We start from the raw sequence: 19,605 nt of genomic DNA, 5'->3' as shown, positions 1-19,605 counted from the left end.
CACGGCACCGGCCGCCGTCACGGGCAGCGCACCACCTGCCCGGCGTACGACAGGTTTCCGCCGAAGCCGAACAGGAGCACCGGGGCGCCCGTGGAGATCTCGCCCCGCTCCACCAGCTTGGACAGCGCGATCGGCACGGACGCCGCCGAGGTGTTGCCGGAGTCCACCACGTCCCGGGCGACGACCGCGTTCACGGCGCCGATGCGCTCGGCGAGCGGTTCGACGATGCGCAGGTTGGCCTGGTGCAGCACGACCGCCGCCAGGTCGGCGGGGGCGAGCCCGGCCCGCTCGCAGGCGGCGCGGGCCAGCGGCGGGAGCCGCGTGGTCGCCCAGCGGTAGACGCTCTGGCCCTCCTGCGCGAACCGTGCCGGCTCCCCCTCGATGCGCACCGCCCGCCCCATCTCGGGCACCGAGCCCCACAACACCGGCCCGACGCCGGGCGCCTCGTCCGGGCCGCACGCCTCCACCACGGCCGCGCCCGCCCCGTCGCCAACCAGGACGCACGTGGTCCGGTCGGTCCAGTCGGTGACGGCGGACATCTTGTCGGCCCCGACGACCAGCGCCCGCGTGGCGGCACCGGCCCGCACGGCGTGGTCGGCGGTGGCGAGGGCGTGCGTGAAGCCCGCGCAGACGACGTTGACGTCCAGGGCGGCGGGCGAGGGCACACCGAGGCGGGCGGCGACGCGCGCGGCCATGTTCGGCGAGCGGTCCACCGCCGTGGACGTGGCGACGACGACCAGGTCCACGGACGCGGGGGGCCGCCCGGCGGCAGCGAGGGCCTTGGCCGCGGCGTGCGCGGCGAGCTCGTCGACCGGCTCCTCGGGGCCCGCGATGTGCCGGGTGCGGATGCCGACCCGGGACCTGATCCACTCGTCACTGGTGTCGACCATGCCCGCCAGCTCGTCGTTGGTCAGTACCTTGGCGGGCTGGTAGTGGCCGACGGCGGTGATGCGTGAGCCGGGCATGTGCGGGTCCCCTCGTGGTGCCGGATGTGCGGGACCGTCCAGTCTGCTGAGCGACTCACGGGTACGAGGTGAGGTGAAGCGACAGTATTGGGAGCGGTCGTTTGGATGCTTCGCAACATCGCGTCACCCCGTGACGAGCCGCCCGGCCTGGTGTGCGAGTGCGTACGGGCGGCGCGCCGGGGCACCCTGCACGTGCACGACAATGTGCACGTGGAGGGCACCTCGCGCACGGCCGCGGCCGGTGCCCCGCGCCCTCCGCGCGTCCAGGGCCGCTCGGGCCGCCAGCACGTACAGAACCGGGACTGATCGACATGGGACGAGTCACGGAGCGCCGCCGCGTCCTCCGCATCCGCGACGGCGCGGTCACCGAGCGGCCGGACACCCTCGTCGCCGAGGAGCCGCTGGAGATCCGCCTGAACGGCAAGCCGCTCGCGATCACCATGCGCACGCCGGGTGACGACTTCGCGCTGGCGGTGGGCTTCCTGGTCAGCGAGGGCGTGCTCGGCGCGGCGGACGAGCTGCGGAACGTCGTGTACTGCGCGGGCGCGACGCGCGACGGCTCCAACACCTACAACGTGGTCGACGTGTCGACCGCCCCGGGCGTGGTCCTTCCGGACATCACGCTGGAGCGCAACGTGTACACGACCTCGTCGTGCGGGCTGTGCGGCAAGGCGAGCCTGGACGCGGTGCGGACGACGGCCCGCTGGGCCGTCGACGACGGCGCGGACGGCGGCGCCGGCCCGCTGCGCCTCACGCCCGAGCTGCTCGCCGCCCTGCCCGACCGGCTGCGTGCCGCCCAGCGCGTGTTCGACCGGACCGGGGGGCTGCACGCGGCCGCCCTCTTCTCCGAGCAGGGCGAGCTGCTGGACGTACGCGAGGACGTGGGGCGCCACAACGCCGTCGACAAGCTCGTGGGGCGGGCCCTGCGGGACGGGCGCCTGCCGCTGGCCCGGACCGTCCTGCTGGTGTCCGGGCGGGCCTCCTTCGAGCTGGTCCAGAAGGCCGTGATGGCGGGCGTCCCGGTGCTCGCCGCGGTGTCGGCGCCGTCGTCGCTCGCCGTCGACCTGGCCGCGGAGGCGGGGGTCACGCTGGTGGGGTTCCTTCGCGGGGCGTCCATGAACGTGTACGCGGGGCAGCACCGGGTGGCCCTGCGGGCCGCTGCCGACCAGGTGTAGGCCCTGCCGGGGCGGGGCGTTTCCTCCCACCCGCCCGCCCCTTCACCGCGCTCCGCGCTCGTCCTCAAACGCCGGACGGGCTGGATCACCCCTTCGCGTCCGTCCACCCGTGCCGGTTCAGACCTTCGCGCTCCGCGCTCGTCCTCAAACGCCGGACGGGCTGAATGCTCCCGGTCGCGCCCGTCCGCCTCCTACCGGTTCATGCGTCCCCCGCCGTCACCACCCGCGTCAGCATCTCCACGAAGCGCTCCCGCTCCCCCTCCTCCAGGGGGGCCAGGAGTTCCGCGTTGGCCCGGTGGGCCGCTCGGGCGCAGCGGCGGAGGGTGCGGTGGCCCTCGGGTGTGATGGTGACGGCGTTCTTGCGGCGGTCCCGGGGGTCCGGGGTGCGTTCGACGAGGCCCGCGTCCTGGAGGTCGTTGAGGACGCCGACCATGTCCTTGGGGTCGAGCGACACGCTGCGGCCGAGTTCGGCCTGGGCGACGGGGCCCAGGTCGGCGACGGCGGCCAGCACCACGTGGTGCCACATCTTCATGCCCTGTGCCGCGAGGGCCTCGGCGACCAGGGCCCGGCCGCGGGCGGCGGCGCGGCCGAGGAGCCAGCTCGGCAGGGTGCGGATGGCGGACGGGGCGGGCGGGGTCTCGGGCATGGGGAGAGGGTAGCGAAGAATCGTTGGACTTCCCCATGAAGATGCGGATACCGTTGGGGCAACCAATGGTTTTCCGTTCCTGGGAGGCATCCATGCGTCGTGTGCGGTACGACCACCGCGGCGGTCCCGACGTCCTGCGGATCGAGGAGGTGCCCGTGCCCGAGCCGGGCCCCGGCGAGCTGCTCGTCCGGGTGGCGGCGGCCGGTGTGACGCTGCCGGTCGTGCGCAAGGTGCGCGAGTCCGCCGAGCCCGTGCCGCTCGGCGGCGAGGTCGCGGGCGAGGTGGCCGCGCTCGGCCCGGGCGTCACCGGCTTCGCTGTGGGCGACCGCGTCACCGGCCTCGTCTTCGGGCACGGCTACGCCGACTACGCGCTGCTCGGCACCGCGATGGCCTCGCCCGTGCCGGAGGGCGCGAGCGCGACCGAGGCGGTCGCGCTGGTGCGCAGCGGCCTGGTCGCGTACGGCGCGCTCCAGGCGGCCCGGCCCGCGCCCGGCGAGGCCGCGCTGGTCACGGCGGCGGCGAGCGGGGTGGGCCATCTGGCGGTGCAGCTCGCCCGGCTCCAGGGGGCCGGGCGCGTGGTGGGCGCCGTGTCGGGCCCCGGCAAGGCGGACCTCGTGCGGGAGCTCGGCGCGGACGAGGTGGTCACCTACGCCCGGGAGAGCTGGGGCGAGCCGGTCGACTACTGCCTGGACGGGGTGGGCGGCGAGCTGCTGACCCCGGCCCTGGCCGCGCTCGCCCCGGGCGGCCGCCTGGTCGCGTACAGCTCGGGCGGCGGCACCGTACAAGCGTACGACCTGCTGGTCGGTGCCAAGACCGTGACGGGCTTTCAAATGGGCCTGATCGCCCGCGAGCGGCCGCAGGCGTACGAGGTGTGGCGGAAGGAGCTGTGGCGGCTGTTCCAGGAGGGGGCGCTGCGACTCGCCGTGCACGCGGAGTACGCCCTGGAGGACGCGGCCGAGGCGCACCGGGCCGTCGAGTCCCGCGCCAACCGCGGCAAGGTGGTGCTCGTGCCGTGACCCTCACCCGACCGGCGCGCACGCCGTCCTGAGAGGCACTCAACAGCCGCCCGCGCACGTCATTCGCACCCGTTGGGAGGGTTGATCGGGAACCGCTCGCCCGTATGGCGTCAGCTTGCCGCACGGTTGTTGTGCGGCCCGAGTGGCCCAAGTAGCGTCGTCGCCCCGCACTTGCTCATGGGATGTCCATATGTCCGGTCGATATGGTCACGACGAAGGGCCCGCAGCATGCCGCCGAGACACCGCGTACGCCCCAGACCGCCCCGGCTCAGCCACCCCCGCTCCCGCCCGCGTGCGACACGGCGCGCCCTCGCCGCCCTGACCACCGCCGCCCTCACCGCGCTCACGCTGCCGTCCGCGCTGAGCGGCGCGACCAGGGCCACGGCCGCGGAGGCGGCGCCCTCCTTCGAGCAGCAGACCCTCTTCAAGGCCACCCAGGACCCGGGGTACACGTGCTTCCGCATACCGGCCGTCGTGCGGACCACGAAGGGGACGCTGCTCGCCTTCGCCGAGGGCCGCGTCAACGACTGCAGCGACGCGGGCGACATCGACCTGGTGCTGAAGCGCTCCCGCGACGGCGGCCGCACCTGGGGGCCGATGCAGGTCATCAACGAGGGCGCGGGCGACACGCACGGCAACCCGACGCCGATCGTCGACCGCAGGACGGGCCGGATCGTCCTCGCGGAGACGTACAACAAGGGCCGCACGGACGGCCAGAACTGCGCCACGCCGTGCGCCCGCACGCCCTACCTCCAGTACAGCGACGACGACGGCGTGACCTGGTCCAAGCCGCGGGACCTGAGCGACCAGATCCTGCCCGCGGACTGGAACTCCTGGTACGCCACCGGGCCCGTGCACGGCATCCAGCTCACCCGCGGCCGCCACAAGGGCCGCCTGGTCTTCGCGGTGAACGCCGAGACGTGGAACGGCAGCCGGGTCACCGCCAACCACGCCGCGCTCGTCGTCAGCGACGACGGCGGCACCACCTGGCGCATCGGTGCCACCGACACCTACCCCGTCGACGCCGCCGACGGCACGTTCCGGCAGAAGCCGTCGGAGATGACCGTCACCGAGCGGTACGACGGCGCGATCTACGTCAGCGGGCGCGAGCAGGACGGCACCGACCTCGGCCACCGCTCCCACACGCTCAGCCGCGACGGCGGCGACAGCTTCGCCGCGCCCTTCCGCCCGCAGCCCGACCTGTACTGCCCGCAGGTGCAGGGCTCGACGCTGCGGATCGGCCAGCGGCTGCTGCTCGCCTGCCCGGCCGACCCGGACCGGCGCCGGACCATGATCGTCCGCTCGTCGTACGACGGCGGCCGCACCTGGGACAGCGTCGACCGCGGCACCGTCGTGACCACCGACTGGTCCGGCTACTCCGACATGGTGCGCGCCGACGCCGAGCACGTGGGCCTGATGTACGAGGGCGGCCCGGTCGACGCCCGGGACGAGATCCGCTTCGCCCGCTTCACCGAGGAGTGGCTGAAGCCGCGGCGCGGGCCCGACCCGACGACGCCCGACCGGGTGCCGGGGGCGCGGCCCGCCGCCGTCCTCGGCGACGCGGACACCACCGACGGGGTCGCGGGCGGCGCGCTGGAGTTCGACGGCGTCGACGACGCCGTGCGCCTGCCCTACCGCACCCGGCTGCCGCTCGGCACCCGCGACTTCACGGCCTCGCTGTGGTTCCGCCACTCCGCCACCCGCGGCGAGCAGCCCCTGCTCTGGATGGGCGGCGTGGGCGGCAACCAGCCCCAGGTGTGGCTGCGCGACGAGCCCGCCGAGGACCGCCTCACCGGCCTGATCACCACCCGCGAGGGCAGCGCGCCACCCCGCTCGGCGTCGCTGAGCGCCCGGGGCGCGTACGACGACGACGAGTGGCACCACGTGGTGCTGCGCCGCGGCGGCGGGCAGCTCAGCCTGTTCGTGGACGGCGAGAAGGCCACCCGGGCGGACGTGCCGGGCTCGGTCAGCCGCACCTCGCCGTTCGGCGTGCACGTCGGCCAACGCGTCGACAGCCGGGCCCACTTCACCGGCGACATCGACGAGGTGTGGGTCGTCGCGCGGGCCCTGTCGGACGACGAGGTGGCCGAGCTGCGCCGCAGTCCGGGCGACCGGACCGCTGTGACACGGGACACCGTCCTCCGGCTCCCCATGGACCGCGTGCGTTCGAGGAACTAGCGTCCCGGGCGTGTCCCAAGCCACACGGCCGCACACCGGCCCGCCCGCCACCGACCGGGGGCAGGGCAGCCGCAGTCCCCGGGGACTGTGGCTCGCCCTGCTGCTGGCGCTCGCCTGCGTGGCGGTGCTGCTCACCGTCCTGCCGGACGCCGACGACGGCACGGACGACCGGAAGGACGGCGCCGCGTGCCCGGCGCGCACCGTCGGCTCCTGGCGGGCCGAGCCCCGGCTGAACGACGCGTTCGCGGCGTACGGCGACGACGGCGCCCGCGACGACGACTGGTCCGGCGGCGACGGCAGCCACTCGGTGCGGCTTCCCGACGGGCGCGTGCTGTGGCTGTTCTCCGACACCTTCCTCGGCCGGGTGCACCCGCCGCCCAACCCCGAGGGCAAGCCGCACAAGTGGCGCGACGGCGGCGCGCCGATGGTGCGCAACTCGGGCGTGGTGATGTCGCGCTCGGGCACGCCGGAGCAGACCCTGCCCACACCGCTGTTCCACGACGCCGGGCCGGGGCAGTGGCGCTGGCCGGTGGCCGCGAAGGTCGAGCCGCGGACGCCCGGCAGCGACGAGGACGTCGTACGCGTCCTGCTGTGGACCCGTGCCACGGCCCCCAAGCCGTGGATCTTCGGGGTGCCCGCCGCCACCGAGGTCGCCACCCTCACGCTGCCGGACCTCGCCCTGGAGGGCATCACCCAGATCTCCGACCAGCGCGGCATCGCCGACCCCGAGCGGCGCGTGCTGTACGGCACGACCGCGGTCGACGACGGCGAGTGGACGTACGTCTTCGGCGGCAACGACGCGCAGACCGCCTCGCGCCCCTCCTCGCACGCGTACGTCGCCCGCGTCCCGCAGGGAGCCCTCGGCGACCCCGCGGCCTGGCGCTACTGGGACGGCCGCGATTGGTCGCGGCACGGCGCGAAAGCGCGCTCCGTGCTCGGCAACGGCGACCACAAGGGCGTGGGCAGCGCGTTCACCGTGGTCCGCGACGGCGGCACGTACGTGCTGTTCACGATGGCCGCGGGCACCAGCGGCCTGACCGACGTGACGTCCTACTGGGCGTGCGCGCCGACCGGGCCCTGGCACGGCCCCGGCGCGGGCTTCGCTCCCCCGCTGCCCCGGGACGCGGCTGCGAACGGGGACACGGCCGCCTACAACCCGCAGGCCCACCCCGCGCTCAGCCGCGACGGGCGGATCGTGCTGAGCTACGACGTCAACGCGCTCGACGCGGCGGGCACGGCCGGCGGCCAGGCTCTCGTCAACCGGAACGTGGAGCTGTACCGGCCCCGCTTCGTGTCGCTGCGCCTGACCGCGCGGCCCTGACGTCCCCGCCGGGCCCTCGCCCCCCGGCCTCCCCCGGCTCCCGGGCCTCGGGGTCCCGGGAGCGGCGCCGGGCGATGACCGCGCCCACCATGAGCTGCATCTGGTGGAACAGCATCAGCGGCAGCACCGCGAGCGAGGCCTCGGCGCCGAACAGGACGCTGGCCATGGGCAGGCCGGCCGCCAGGGACTTCTTCGACCCGGCGAACTGGATCGCCACCCGGTCCGCGCGGCCGAAGCCGAGCCGCTTCGCGCCGTACCAGGTCACGGTGAGCATCAGCGCGAGCAGCACCGCCTCCACGCCGAGCAGCGCCGCCAGCCGCGCCGGGGTGACCTGGCTCCAGATGCCCCGGACCATGCCCTGGCTGAAGGCGGTGTAGACGACCAGCAGGATCGAGCCCCGGTCGACGAGGCTCAGGACCTTCTTGTGCCGGCTGACGAACCCCCCGATCCAGCGCCGCAGGAGCTGTCCCGCGAGGAACGGCACGAGGAGCTGGAGCACGATCTTGACGAGCGCGTCGGCGGAGAACCCGCCGCCCTTGTCGCTGAGCAGCCAGGCCACGAGCAGCGGGGTGACGACGACCCCGGCGAGCGAGGAGAAGGAGCCCGCGCAGATGGCCGCGGGCACGTTGCCGCGGGCCAGCGAGGTGAAGGCGATCGACGACTGGATCGTGGAGGGCACCAGCGTCAGGAACAGGAAGCCGCTGTAGAGCGCGGGCGTCAGGACGTACGGCACGAGCCCCCGTGCGGCCAGGCCGAGCAGCGGGAAGAGCGCGAAGGTGCACAGCAGGACGGTCAGGTGCAGCCGCCAGTGCCGCAGGCCGTCCAGCGCCTCGCGGGTCGACAGGCGCGCGCCGTACAGGAAGAACAGCAGCGCGACGGCCGTGGTGGAGGTGCCGGACGCCGCGTCGGCGGCGGCGCCCCGGGCGGGCAGCAGCGCGGCGAGGCCGACGGTGGCGAGCAGCGCCGCGATGAAGGGGTCGACCGGTATCCAGGACGGCCAGGACGGGCGTTTCACGATGCTCCGGGCTCTCGGGGACGGCGGTGGTGCGGGCGGCGGCGGGCGGGACGGCGGTGGTACGGGACAGCGGTGGTGGTGCGCGGCAGCGGTGGAGCGCGGACGGCCCCGCTCGCCGGTGAGGGCCGGTACGTGCCGCCCTTCCCCTGGCCCTCCTTCCCATGGTCCTCCTCCCGGGGGCGATCGGGAAACCCGTACACCGCTCTGACTGTCATCACGTTCCGCGATAGCCTGGCGCCGTGTACGACCCCGGTCAGCTCCGGACGTTCCTCGCGGTGGCGCAGACGCTGAGCTTCACGCAGGCCGCGCGCCGGCTCGGCGTGCGCCAGTCGACGGTCAGCCAGCACGTGCGCCGCCTGGAGGACGCGGCCGGCCGGGCGCTGTTCTCGCGGGACACGCACCGCGTGGAGCTGACCGAGGACGGCGAGGCGATGCTCGGCTTCGCGCGCAGCATCCTGGAGGCGCACGAGCGGGCGGCGGCGCACTTCGCGGGGGCCCGGCTCGGCGGACGGCTGCGCTTCGGCGCGTCCGAGGACTTCGTGCTGACCCGCCTCACCGACATCCTGGAGTCCTTCCGGCGCGGCCACCCGGAGGTCGACCTGGAGCTCACGGTCGAGCTGTCCGGCACACTGCACGAGCGGCTCGACGCGGGCAAGCTCGACCTCGTCCTCGCCAAGCGGCGCCCGGAGGACCCGCGCGGCGAACTGGTCTGGCACGACGGCCTGGTCTGGATCGGCGCGCCCCGGCTGCGCCTGGCAGCCGACCGCCCGGTGCCCCTCATCGTGTACCCGCCGCCGGGCATCACCCGTGCGCTGGCCCTGGACGCCCTGGAGCGCAGCGGCCGCCCCTGGCGGATCGCCTGCACCAGCGGCAGCCTGAACGGCCTGGTGGCCGCGGCGCGGGCGGGGCTCGGGGTGATGGCGCACTCCCGCGGCCTGGTCCCGCCGGGCCTGGAGCGCGTGTCGGACCGGGCCGGGCTGCCGGAGCTGGGGTCGGTGGACTTCGTGCTGCGGTACGGGGAGCGCCGCCCCTCGCCCCCGGCCAGGGCGCTGGCGGCGGCGATCCTCGCGGGCGGCGACCGGCTGCAGCGGGGGCGCGGCGGCTGAGCGTGCCCGCCCCGGCTCAGCGCCGCGGCCGGTACGTCAGTTGCTTCACCCGGCGCAGGAACGGCGCCGTCTCCACGTGCTGCACGCCGTCGAGGTGCCCGAGCCGGCCGCTCACGTACGCGTACAGGTCCGCCGTGTCCCGGGTGACGGCGGTCGCGACCAGGTTGGAGGGGCCCGCGGTCGCGGCGACGTAGGCGATCTGGCCGTGCCCGGCGAGGGCCTGGCCGACGGCGTTCAGGGCGGCGGGCGCCGCGGTGATCCACAGGGCGGCGCCGCAGCGGTAGCCGAGCGGCTCGGCGGCGTACTCGATGTCGACGAAGACCGCCCCGGACTCGAGCAGCGCGGTCAGGCGGCGCTTGACCGAGGACTCGGAGAGGCCGGTGGCGCGCTGGAGTTCGGGGTAGGTGGCCCGGCCGTCCGCCTCGAGCGCGGCGACCAGCGGCTCGTCCTCCGGCGTGATCCGCACCGGTCCCGGGGGCGGGGCGGTCGGCTTCGGGGTCAGCGCGGCCACCTGCTCGGGGCTCAGCGGGGCCAGCTTGCCGAGCCAGCCGCGCGGCCCGCCGAAGAAGGTGTGCAGGATCTGGTGGGCGCGGATCTCCACGATGTGCGGGGTGCGCGGCAACTTGCCGAGCAGCAGGTCGTCGTGGTCGCCGGGGGTGCGCGGCCGGGTCATGCAGACGACCTCGGTGCCGCCGGACGCGAGGCCCACCCAGAAGGTGTCCGGGCGCCGGGCGAGCGCGTTGGCGAGGGTCAGGGCGCCGTCCGGGGCGCAGCGCAGGCGCAGCATCCAGTGGTCCTTGCCCATGCGCTCGGCGTTGCGCACGCCCACGACGCGCAGGCCGCCCTCGGCGGTGAGGCGGCGGAAGCGGCGCGCGACGGTCTGGTCGGAGACGCCGAGGACCGCGGCGATCCGGCTGAAGGGCGCGCGGCCGTCGGTCTCCAGGGCCTGGAGCAGCCGGATGTCCAGCGCGTCGAAGACCGTGGAGGATTCCATCGCCGTGCGCCCCTTCCCTGTCGGATTCCGCCGCCCGCGCGCCGGTGGCCCGCGTCCGGCGCGCGCCCCACGGATCGTACGACGTCGGAAAACGCCGGGCCGTCACGGGCGGCCGGGCCGGAGCGAGACCAAGGAGTACGACATGCGCTCATGGGGGCCGCTGACCGCGGTGTGCCTGGGCACCTTCATGCTGCTGCTGGACGTGACGATCGTGATCGTGGCGCTGCCCGACATGGCGCGAGCCCTGGACGCCTCGCTGAGCGAGCTGCAGTGGGTCATCGACGGCTACGCGCTGGCGCTGGCCGCGCTGCTGCTCGGCGTCGGGGCCGCGGCCGACGTGCTGGGCCGCAGGCGGGTGCAGGTGGCGGGCACGGTGGTGTTCGCGCTGGCCTCGCTGGGGTGCGGGCTCGCGGGGGACGCGGAGCTGCTCGTGGCGGCGCGCGCCGTGCAGGGACTGGGCGCCGCCGCGATGTTCGCGACGACGCTGCCGCTGCTGGGCGCCGCCTACCAGGGCAAGGAGCGCTCGGTGGCGCTCGGCGTCTGGGGCGCGGTGAGCGGCGCCGCCGCGGCGCTCGGGCCGGTGGCGGGCGGGCTGCTCACCGCGGGGCCCGGGTGGCGCTGGATCTTCTTCATCAACCTGCCGGTGAGCGTGGCCGCGATCTGGCTGACGCTGCGGGCGGTGCCGGAGACGCGCGGCGACGTCCAGCGGCGCGTGGACTGGGCGGGCACGGTGACGTTCGCGCTGTTCGCGGGTGCCCTGACGTACGGGGCGGTGCGGGCGTCGGCCGTGGGCTGGACCTCGGCGCGTACCGGTGTGACGTTCGCGGTGGCGGTGCTGGCCCTGGCCGCGTTCGTGGCGGTCGAGCGGCGGGCCGCGTATCCGCTGCTGGATCTGGGGCTGCTGCGGAAGCCCGCGTTCACGGGCGTCCTGATCGGCGCGGTCGGCTACAACGCGGCGGCGTTCGGCGTGATCCCGTACTTCTCGATCTGGCTGCAGACGGTGCTCGGCATGAGCCCGGTGCGCGGCAGCCTGGTCCTGCTGCCGCTGGCGGCCACGTCGTTCGTGGTGGCGGCGGTCGGCGGGCGGCTGCTGCACGGGGTGCCCGCGCGGTACGTGATCGGGGTCGGGCTGCTGCTGATCGGCGCGGGCGGGGTGGCGACGGCCGTGCTCGACGCGGACTCCTCGTGGGGCGCGCTCGTACCGGGCCTGACGCTGGCGGGCGTCGGCACCGGCCTGGTCTCGCCGGGGCTCGCGGGCGCGGCGCTGGCCGCGGTGGAGCCGCATCGCGCGGGCATGGCGGGCGGCGCGGTGAACACCTTCCGGCAGCTCGGCTACGCCCTCGGCGTGGCCGTGTTCGGCACGGTCCTCACCTCGCGGATGGCCGACGGGCTCGGCCAGGACGCGGCGCACACCGCGGCGGGCGGCGGCGCGGCGGCCCTGCGGGGCGCGGTCCCGGAGCACAGCGTGCGGGAGGCGTTCGCATCCGGCCTGAACGGGGCGGCGCTCACGGCGGGCGTCACGGGCCTGGTGGCGGGCGCCGCCGTCCTCCTGATGGTCCGGACCAAGCGGGCCTCCGCCGCAGGTCAGGAGCCCGTCGCCGGTGCGCGGGCGCCCGGTGGGGCCACCGCCGAGGGCGCCGGGAAGCGGCTCCGGGCGTAATCCCGGCGTACAGATTCGGTGGAGATTACGCCACCGAAACTTACTCCGGCGTAAGGATTCCAGAGGAATCTGTCCGACCCTTCCCCTTGTGGCCGCATTTACCCCGCTGACCTGTGACGATCGTGCCAGTTGGCGCGCTCCCCACCCCTCTCCCGGACGGGTCCGGGGTGGGGTACCGTCACCGGCGCTGTGCGGAGCGCCACAAGGAGCACCATTGCGCGAGTTCACGAACCCTCCCCTGGCGTCGGCTCCGAGAGCGGGCGGCCTCGCCGACGCCGTGTTCGACCATGCCGCCGAGGATCCGGAGCGGGTCGTCCTCGGCCGCAAGTCCGAGGAGAGCGGCCTGTGGCGGGACGTGACGGCCGCCGCGTTCCGCGACGAGGTCCTCGCGGTCGCCAAGGGGCTGCTCGCCCAGGGCGTCCGCTTCGGCGACCGGGTCGCCGTCATGTCCCGTACGCGCTACGAGTGGACGCTCTTCGACTTCGCGCTGTGGACGGTCGGCGCGCAGGTCGTCCCGCTCTACCCCACGTCGTCGGCCGAGCAGGTCTTCTGGATGCTGCACGACGCGCAGGTGACGGCGGCGGTGGTGGAGCACGAGGACCACGCGATGACGGTCGGCTCGGTCGTGGACCGGCTGCCGCTGCTGCGCCGCCTGTGGCAGCTCGACGGGGACGCGGTGGGCGAGCTGACCCGGGCGGGCCGCGACCTGGACGACGAGGTGGCGCACCGCCACCGCCGCGCGGTCACGCCCGCCTCCGTCGCCACCGTCATCTACACCTCCGGCACCACGGGCCGCCCCAAGGGCTGCGTGCTCAGCCACGCGAACCTCATGTTCGAGGTGGACACGGTGGTCCGCCGCTGGGAGCCGGTGTTCCGCTCCCGGCGCGGCGACGAGGCCTCGACGCTGCTGTTCCTGCCGCTCGCGCACGTCTTCGGCCGCATGGTGCAGATCGCGGCGATCCGCGGCCGGGTCAAGCTCGGCCACCAGCCCAGCCTGAGCGCGGCCGCGCTCCTGCCGGACCTGGCCGCCTTCCGGCCGACGTTCTTCCTCGCCGTGCCGTACGTCTTCGAGAAGGTCTTCCACGCGGCCCGCCGCGCGGCCGAACGGGAGGGCAGGGCGGGCCCGTTCGACAAGGCCGTGGACGTGGCGGTGAAGTACGCCGAGGCGCTGGAGGCCAGGGCCTTCGGCACCGGCCCCGGTCCGTCGGCCGCGCTGCGGGTGCAGCACCAGCTCTTCGACAAGCTCGTGTACGCCAAGGTGCGCGAGGCCCTGGGCGGGCGGGTGCGGCACGCCATGTCCGGGGGCTCGGCCATGGACCGCCGCCTGGGTCTGTTCTTCGCGGGCGCGGGCGTCACCGTCTTCGAGGGCTACGGCCTGACCGAGTGCTCGGCCGCCGCGACCGCGAACCCGCCCGAGCGCACCCGCTACGGCACGGTCGGCCAGGCCGTCCCCGGCACGGCGGTGCGCATCGCGGACGACGGCGAGGTGTGGCTGCGCGGGAGCCACGTCTTCCAGGGCTACCTCAACGACCCGAAGGCCACCGACGCGGTCCTGCGGGACGGCTGGCTCGCGACCGGTGACCTGGGCTCCCTGGACGAGGACGGGTACCTCACGATCACCGGCCGCAAGAAGGAGATCCTGGTGACCTCCGGCGGCAAGAGCGTGTCGCCCTCGCCGTTGGAGGAGCGGGTGCGCGACCACCCGCTGGTCGCGCAGTGCGTCGTCGTCGGCGACGACCGCCCCTACGTCGCGGCGCTGGTCACCCTCGACGCCGAGGCCGTCAACCACTGGCTCGCCCTGCGCGACAAGCCGCCGATGTCCCCCGCCCAACTGGTGCGCGACCCGGACCTGGAGACGGAGGTGCGGCGCGCGGTGGTCGCCGCCAACACCCTGGTCTCGCAGGCCGAGTCGATCCGCACCTTCCGCATCCTGGCCCACCAGTTCACCGAGGAGCACGGCCTGCTCACGCCCTCGCTCAAGCTCAAGCGCAAGGCCATCGAGGAGGCCTACGCGGCGGAGATCGAGGCGCTGTACCCCTGACGGGCCCGACGGGCCGCCCCGGGCGCGCGCGGGCCGGCCGAGGCGGGCCGGTCAGCCCAGGCGCACCCCGAGGATCCGGTCACCGCCGTCGGGCCCGTTGCCGGTGTCGTCGGCGTTGCTCGTGGTCAGCCACAGCGCCGCCGCGCCGGGCACGGCCGTCACCGTCCGCAGCCGCCCGTACCGGCCGGTGTAGTACGCCTCGGGGGTGCCGACGGTGTCCTTGCCGCGCAGGGGGACGCGCCACAGGCGGGCGCCCTTGAGGGCCGCCAGGTAGATCGCCCCGCCCACGACGGCGATGCCGCTCGGTGAGGCCTCCTCGACGCCCCAGGTCTTCTGGGGAGCGGTCATGCCGGGCTCGTCGCAGGGGCCTTCGCAGAGGGGCCAGCCGTAGTTCCGGCCGGGCTCGACGAGGTTGAGCTCGTCGTGGAGGGCGTCGCCCAGCTCGGCCTCCCACAGGCGGCCCCGGCGGTCGAAGGCGATGCCCTGCGGGTTGCGGTGGCCGAGGCTGTACACGAGCGTGCCGAAGGGGTTGCCGGGGGCGGGCCGCCCGTCACGGGTCAGGCGGAGCACCTTGCCGTTGAGGGAGTCCTTGTCCTGCGCGAGCTTGCGGTCCTGCGCGTCGCCGGTGGTGGCGTACAGATGGCCGTCGGGGCCGAAGGCCAGTCGGCCGCCGTTGTGGTAGCGGGCCTTCTTGATGCCGCGGACCAGGACCGTGTAGTCGCCGAGCGAGGAGCCGTCGTACGTCATGCGCGCGATGCGGTTGCCCTCGGCGGAGGTGTGCATGACGTACACGTAGGGGTGGGACGCCCACCGCGGGTCGACGGCGATGCCCATCAGGCCGCCCTCGCCGCCGGTGGCCTGGGTCTCGGGCACCGTGCCGAGCTGCCTCCTCGTACGGCCGTCGGACGACACCGCCCAGACGCGGGCGGCGTCCCGCTCGGTGACGAGCGCGGCCGTGCCGTCGGGCAGCCAGGCGGTGCCCCAGGGGACGGTCCAGCCCTCGGAGAGGGTCGCGACACCCACGGGCCGGCCGCCGTCGGGGGCGGGCGGCGCGGCCCCGGCCGGGGCGGCGGGCGTCACCAGGACCGCGGTGAGGACGGCGGCGACCGCCAGCGCGCTGCCGCGGTCCTTCGATCTGCTCCTGCTCCTGCTCTTGCCGGGCACGGGGCCTCCTGGAAGGTGGGCGGGGGCGGCAGGCGCGTGGACGTGCCGGACGGCTCAGACGAGCTGGTGGGCGTGCATGCCGGTCAGGAGCATGTACGTGTCCCGCAGCGAGCCGGAGGTGTCGCCGAGCGAGCGGTAGATGCCCCACTTGGGGCGCACGCGGTCGGCGAGGAAGGTGTCCACGCCGGACTTCGACGCGTCGACGACGGTCGCCCCGCCGTTCTTGAGGATCCAGCGCACCGCGCCCGACGCGCCGTCGCCGACGGTGATCCGGAAGTCGACGTCGGTCCAGGAGTCGTGCAGCGGCTCCAGGGCGGTGCGGCCGACCAGGACGTCGCCGCCGAAGACCTTCAGCTCAATGGTCTGCTCGCCGCCCACGCGGCGCAGCGACTGCACGACGATCGGCGAGGTGCCCGTGCCCGGCTGCTTCATCTGCATGATGTGCGTGAACGTCGTCGTCGCCCGGAGCGACCGCGGCAGGTACATGCGGTACGTGACGCGCCACGTCTCGCCCTCGCGCCACGTCAGGTACGTGTCGCCGGTGCGGCAGCCGGTGACCTCCTGGCGCTGCCGGTCGGTGTGGGTGTCGCGGTCGACGGTGTGGATGTCGAAGCGGAAGGCGTCGCCCTCGGTCCTGATGTGCGGCTTGGCCGCGGGGTGGGAGGCGGCGCGGTCGTCCTCCACGGTCTCGAAGGCGCGGGTGCCGACGTCGCGGGCGGACGGGGCCCAGCGCAGCTTCCACGCGGCGGCGCGCGGGATCCCGGCGGCCGTGGCGGATGGGAGGCCGGTAGCCGCGGCGGGCGGGATCCCGGCGGCCGTGGTCGCCGCGCCCGCCCCTGCGCCGAGCGCCGCTGCGAGTACGGTCCTGCGCGAGGTGGTCATACCGGGCTCCTCTGTCTCCGTCGCTGGTCGTGGGCGCGGTGCGGGACGTGCGGGGGCGGTTCAGGCCGTGCGGGGGCGGTTCAGGCCCCTGTGCCGCGGTAGGCGTAGTCGTCCGCGGCGGCCGTGGGCGGCCGCGCGGCGTCGACGAGGGCACGGACGAGCCCGTGGTCGGGCGCGTGCCGGCAGGCGGGGTCCGTGCGCGCGGCGTCGCCGGTCAGGGCGTACGCCTGGCAGCGGCAGCCGCCGAAGTCGACGGACCGCAGGGCGCAGGAGCGGCAGGGCTCGGGCATCCAGGCCTCGCCCCGGTACCGGGTGAAGGCCTCGGACTCCCGCCAGATCCAGGCCAGTCGCCGCTCCCGTACGTTCGGCGCGCCGTCGCCGAGGAGGTCGGCGGCGGCCGGGCAGGGCAGCACCGTGCCGTCGGGCGCGACGGTCAGGGACACCGCGCCCCAGCCGCCCATGCAGGGCTTGGCCGTGGCGTCGACGTAGTCGGGCGCCACCCACACCAGCTCCAGGCGGCCGGTCAGTTCGGCCCGTCTGCGCTCGACCGCGCGGCGGGCGCGGGCGACCTGGTCGGGGTGGGGCAGCAGCGCGTCGCGGTTGCGCAGGGCCCAGCCGTAGAACTGGGTGTTGGCCAGTTCGATCCGGTCCGCGCCCCAGGCGAGGGCGAGGTTCACGAGGGCGTCGACCGCGTCCAGGTTGGCGCGGTGCAGGACCACGTTCAGGCCGAGCGGCAGCCCGGCCGCGCGGACGAGCCGGGCGGCCCGCTCCTTGGCGCCGGACGCCCGCGCCCCGGCGATGCGCTCGGCCCGGCGGGGGTCGGTGTGCTGCACGGAGAGCTGGACGCTGCGCAGGCCCGCGTCCACGAGCGCGGCGAGGCGGTCCTCGTGCAGGCCCACGCCGCTCGTGACGAGCTGGGTGTGGATGCCCGCCCGGTCGGCGGCGGCGACGATGCCCGCCAGGTCGCGGCGCAGCAGCGGCTCGCCGCCGGACAGATGGGTCTGCACGACGCCGAGGTCACCGGCCTGGCGGAACACATCGGCCCACTCCTCGGCGGTCAACTCGGCCTCGCGTCGTACGAGTTCACCGGGGTTGGAGCAGTAGGCGCAGCGCAGCGGGCAGCCGTGGGTGAGCTCGGCGAGGAGGGCCCAGGGCGGGTCGGGGGCGGGTGCTTCCGGCGGCCGGGGGGAAGGGTGCGGCTCGGCGGCCGGGGCCGGGGCGGGGGCAGAGGCGCGCGGCCCGGCGGCCGGGGGTGGCGTGGGAAGGGTCACCGGAGCCACCCCTCGCGGCGCAACCGGTCCAGGAAGACGGGGACTTCGTCGGCCACCGGCGCCCCCGGGTGCCGCCGCTCCAGCTCCGCGACGATCGCCCGTACGTCGCGCTCGCCGTCGCACAGCGCCACGATGCTCGCGGCGGCGCCGCGCAGCACCACGACGCGCTCGGGCAGGACGAGCAGGTCGAGGCCGCGCACCCGGTCGTGGCGGAGCGTCACGGAGCGGACAAGGGCGGGCCGCCAGTCGGGGCGTACGTCGGGCCGCACGTCAGGGCGTACGTCGGGCCGCACGTCGGGCCGCCCGTCGGATCGTACGTCGGGCCGCCCGTCGGATCGTACGAGGTCGGTCACGGCGATCCGGCCTTCCGCTCGGCGGCGGCTTCCGGGGCGGGCGCGCCGGGCGCGGGGCCCCGGTCCACGGCGTCCAGCAGCGTCCACAGGACGTCGCACTTGAAGGCGAGCGCGGCGACGGCCCGCTCCTGCTGGTCGCGGGTGCGCGCCCAGGCCCGGACCAGGCCGAGCGCCTCCTGGCCGTCGCGGCCGCCCTGCTCGACCCGGCCGCGGAAGTAGGCGAGCCCGTCGGCGTCGATCCACGGGTAGTGCTTCTCGAACGCGGCGATCCGCGTGCGCATCAGGTCCGGCGCCGACAGCTCGGTCAGCGAGGCGGCGACGGCGTCCAGCGCGGGCCGCAGGCGGCAGAAGTTGACGTAGCCGTCGACGGCGAGCCGTACGCCCGGCAGCACCCGCGAGCTGTCCCACAGCGTCGCGCGCGGGAGGCCCGCCGCCTCGCCGAGCCGCAGCCACCGCTCGATGCCGCCCTCGCCCGCGCGCTCCCCGTCGTGGTCGCGGATCCGCCGGGCCCAGCCCCGGCGCAGCGCCGGGTCGTCGAACTTGGCGAGGATCAGGGCGTCCTTGACGGGGATGTGGCGCTGGTAGTGGAAGCGGTTGGCGATCCAGCGGCGCAGTTCCTCGGGGGTGAGGTCGCCCGCGTGCATACGGACGTTGAAGGGGTGGCGGTCGTGGTAGCGCGCGGCGGAGACGGCGCGAAGCCGGTCGGTCAGCTCGTCGGCGGTCCACGGCTCGCGGTCGTCGGCGGCCGCCGGGAGCCGATGGCCGGAGGCGGGGTCCGGGGCGGGGACCGTGGCGGGGCCGTCCGGGCCCGCCGGGGAACCGTCCGGGGAGGTCGTCCTCACAGCTCGATCACCATCCGTTCGTCCGCGACGGCGAGGCCCCACGCGGCGAGCTGCCGGTGCTGCTCGGCGTCCGGGTCGCCCAGCGGGTTGGTGTTGTTCAGATGCGTGTACAGGCAGCGGCCGGGCAGGCGGGCGAGCCGGGCGGCGGTGCCACCCGGACCGGTGATCGGCAGATGGCCCATCCCGGTGGCGGTCCGGCGCGAGAACCCCGCCCGCAGCGGCTCGTCGTCGTCCCAGAACGTGCCGTCGACGAGGACGACGTCGGCCTCCTGGGCGGCCTTCTCGAAGGTGTCGCTCCAGGCGGCGAGCGCCGGGGCGTACAGGAGCGTGCCGCCGCTCGCGGTGTCGCGCAGGCACAGCGCGACGGACCAGGCGTCGCTCGCGGGGGTGGCGTCCGCGGTGGCCGCGGCGGCGTCCGCCGCGGTCAGCGTGGCGGCGGCCCCGGGAGCCGGGGAAGCCGCGTCCGACGCGTACCGCGGGCGCTTGGCCGAAACCGGCACGGCGCTGACGTGCACCCCCGCCCCGGTGCCGAGCGGCACCCCCGTGCCGGTGAGCCGGCGCCAGCGGACGGCGGTGTACGGAGCGAGCACGGCGCCGAGCCCGAGCCGCTCGCGCACGGCCCGCTCCACCGGTGCGGTGGCGTACACCTCGACGCCGTCCCGGGCCTCGCGCAGCCGGGCGATGCCGAGGGTGTGGTCGAGTTCGGCGTCGGTGAGCAGCACGCCCGCGACGGGGGTGCGGCGGGGGTCGCCCTCCGGGTCGGGCAGCAGCTCCGGGCACCGTTCGAGCTGCTCCCCGAGGTCCGGGGTGGCGTTGACGAGGTACCAGCGGTCCCCGCCCGCGTGGACGGCGAGACCGGCGTGGAGGCGGCGGCGCCCCGGGTGGGGGGGGGGGGGGGGGGGGGCCCCCCGCGCGCGCCGCCCCCCCCCGGGGGGCCCCCCCCCCCCCCCCCCCGCCCGCCCCGCCGCCCCGCCCC

The 19,605-nt window shown here is 75.6% G+C and carries 18 protein-coding genes; 8 read left to right on the top strand and 10 right to left on the bottom strand.

What is annotated here, in order from left to right:
* Positions 1–17 precede the first annotated feature (17 nt).
* The gene (locus QK440_RS16435) at positions 18–965 is read right to left on the bottom strand and encodes a beta-ketoacyl-ACP synthase III (RefSeq protein ID WP_282793841.1); all 948 of its coding nucleotides are present in this window, start codon (positions 963–965) and stop codon (positions 18–20) included.
* Between the two features lie 105 nt (positions 966–1,070).
* Here QK440_RS16435 and QK440_RS16430 point away from each other — a divergent pair, with 105 nt between their 5' ends.
* A complete protein-coding gene (locus tag QK440_RS16430; protein WP_282793840.1) occupies positions 1,071–1,271 on the top strand; it encodes a hypothetical protein in 201 nt (66 codons plus the stop codon).
* Positions 1,272–1,276: 5 nt separating this feature from the next.
* A complete protein-coding gene (fdhD, locus tag QK440_RS16425; protein ID WP_282793839.1) occupies positions 1,277–2,140 on the top strand; it encodes a formate dehydrogenase accessory sulfurtransferase FdhD in 864 nt (287 codons plus the stop codon).
* A gap of 199 nt (positions 2,141–2,339) precedes the next feature.
* Here the strand turns inward: fdhD and QK440_RS16420 are convergent, their stop codons facing one another.
* Positions 2,340–2,786, bottom strand: coding sequence for a MarR family winged helix-turn-helix transcriptional regulator (locus tag QK440_RS16420; RefSeq protein ID WP_282793838.1), 447 nt, complete (start codon positions 2,784–2,786; stop codon positions 2,340–2,342).
* 92 nt (positions 2,787–2,878) lie between these two features.
* On the opposite strand from QK440_RS16420, the gene QK440_RS16415 reads away from it, so the two are divergent.
* The 3 genes from QK440_RS16415 to QK440_RS16405 all read left to right on the top strand — a co-directional run bounded on the left by QK440_RS16415 (position 2,879) and on the right by QK440_RS16405 (position 7,301).
* Positions 2,879–3,802 (top strand): zinc-binding dehydrogenase, encoded by a 924-nt coding sequence (locus tag QK440_RS16415; protein ID WP_282793837.1) that lies wholly within the window; start codon positions 2,879–2,881, stop codon positions 3,800–3,802.
* 228 nt (positions 3,803–4,030) lie between these two features.
* Entirely contained in the window at positions 4,031–5,980 is a 1,950-nt protein-coding gene (locus tag QK440_RS16410) for a sialidase family protein (RefSeq protein WP_282793836.1), read from the top strand.
* A gap of 85 nt (positions 5,981–6,065) precedes the next feature.
* Positions 6,066–7,301: a hypothetical protein gene (locus QK440_RS16405; protein ID WP_282793882.1), complete on the top strand. Its 1,236-nt coding sequence runs from the start codon at positions 6,066–6,068 to the stop codon at positions 7,299–7,301.
* Here QK440_RS16405 and QK440_RS16400 read toward each other — a convergent pair.
* On the bottom strand, positions 7,237–8,316 hold the full coding sequence (locus QK440_RS16400; protein WP_282793835.1) for a bile acid:sodium symporter family protein: 1,080 nt from the start codon (positions 8,314–8,316) through the stop codon (positions 7,237–7,239). The two genes, QK440_RS16405 and QK440_RS16400, sit on opposite strands and share 65 nt — an antisense overlap.
* 239 nt (positions 8,317–8,555) lie before the next feature.
* Between QK440_RS16400 and QK440_RS16395 the strand changes: the two genes are divergently transcribed.
* Positions 8,556–9,422, top strand: coding sequence for a LysR substrate-binding domain-containing protein (locus QK440_RS16395; protein ID WP_282793834.1), 867 nt, complete (start codon positions 8,556–8,558; stop codon positions 9,420–9,422).
* Positions 9,423–9,438: 16 nt separating this feature from the next.
* Here QK440_RS16395 and QK440_RS16390 read toward each other — a convergent pair whose 3' ends face one another.
* A complete protein-coding gene (locus tag QK440_RS16390) occupies positions 9,439–10,416 on the bottom strand; it encodes an Lrp/AsnC family transcriptional regulator (protein WP_282793833.1) in 978 nt (325 codons plus the stop codon).
* Positions 10,417–10,558: 142 nt separating this feature from the next.
* On the opposite strand from QK440_RS16390, the gene QK440_RS16385 reads away from it, so the two are divergent.
* Complete coding sequence (locus QK440_RS16385; RefSeq protein WP_282793832.1) at positions 10,559–12,076, top strand: MFS transporter; 1,518 nt, start codon at positions 10,559–10,561, stop codon at positions 12,074–12,076.
* A gap of 214 nt (positions 12,077–12,290) precedes the next feature.
* Positions 12,291–14,117, top strand: coding sequence for a long-chain fatty acid--CoA ligase (locus QK440_RS16380; protein ID WP_282793831.1), 1,827 nt, complete (start codon positions 12,291–12,293; stop codon positions 14,115–14,117).
* 51 nt (positions 14,118–14,168) lie between these two features.
* Here the strand turns inward: QK440_RS16380 and QK440_RS16375 are convergent, their stop codons facing one another.
* The 6 genes from QK440_RS16375 to QK440_RS16350 all read right to left on the bottom strand — a co-directional run.
* A complete protein-coding gene (locus QK440_RS16375; protein ID WP_282793830.1) occupies positions 14,169–15,281 on the bottom strand; it encodes a PQQ-dependent sugar dehydrogenase in 1,113 nt (370 codons plus the stop codon).
* A gap of 54 nt (positions 15,282–15,335) precedes the next feature.
* The gene (locus QK440_RS16370; RefSeq protein ID WP_282793829.1) at positions 15,336–16,163 is read right to left on the bottom strand and encodes a Tat pathway signal sequence domain protein; all 828 of its coding nucleotides are present in this window, start codon (positions 16,161–16,163) and stop codon (positions 15,336–15,338) included.
* An 80-nt stretch (positions 16,164–16,243) separates the two neighbouring features.
* Positions 16,244–17,278 carry a pyrroloquinoline quinone biosynthesis protein PqqE gene (gene pqqE, locus QK440_RS16365; RefSeq protein ID WP_282793881.1) on the bottom strand — a complete coding sequence of 345 codons (1,035 nt, stop codon included), beginning with the start codon at positions 17,276–17,278 and terminating at the stop codon, positions 16,244–16,246.
* A gap of 152 nt (positions 17,279–17,430) precedes the next feature.
* Entirely contained in the window at positions 17,431–17,703 is a 273-nt protein-coding gene (pqqD, locus tag QK440_RS16360; RefSeq protein ID WP_282793880.1) for a pyrroloquinoline quinone biosynthesis peptide chaperone PqqD, read from the bottom strand.
* Between the two features lie 80 nt (positions 17,704–17,783).
* A complete protein-coding gene (gene pqqC / locus QK440_RS16355) occupies positions 17,784–18,497 on the bottom strand; it encodes a pyrroloquinoline-quinone synthase PqqC (RefSeq protein ID WP_282793879.1) in 714 nt (237 codons plus the stop codon).
* Between the two features lie 128 nt (positions 18,498–18,625).
* Positions 18,626–19,605 (bottom strand): MBL fold metallo-hydrolase (locus QK440_RS16350; RefSeq protein WP_349239297.1); only part of this gene is annotated, 980 nt, incomplete at its 5' end.

The organism is Streptomyces sp. CC224B (assembly GCF_030010595.1).
Lineage (GTDB): Bacteria > Actinomycetota > Actinomycetes > Streptomycetales > Streptomycetaceae > Streptomyces > Streptomyces longispororuber.
The sequence above is the reverse complement of the archived record's forward strand: the minus strand, read 5'-3'. Positions and strand labels throughout refer to the sequence as shown.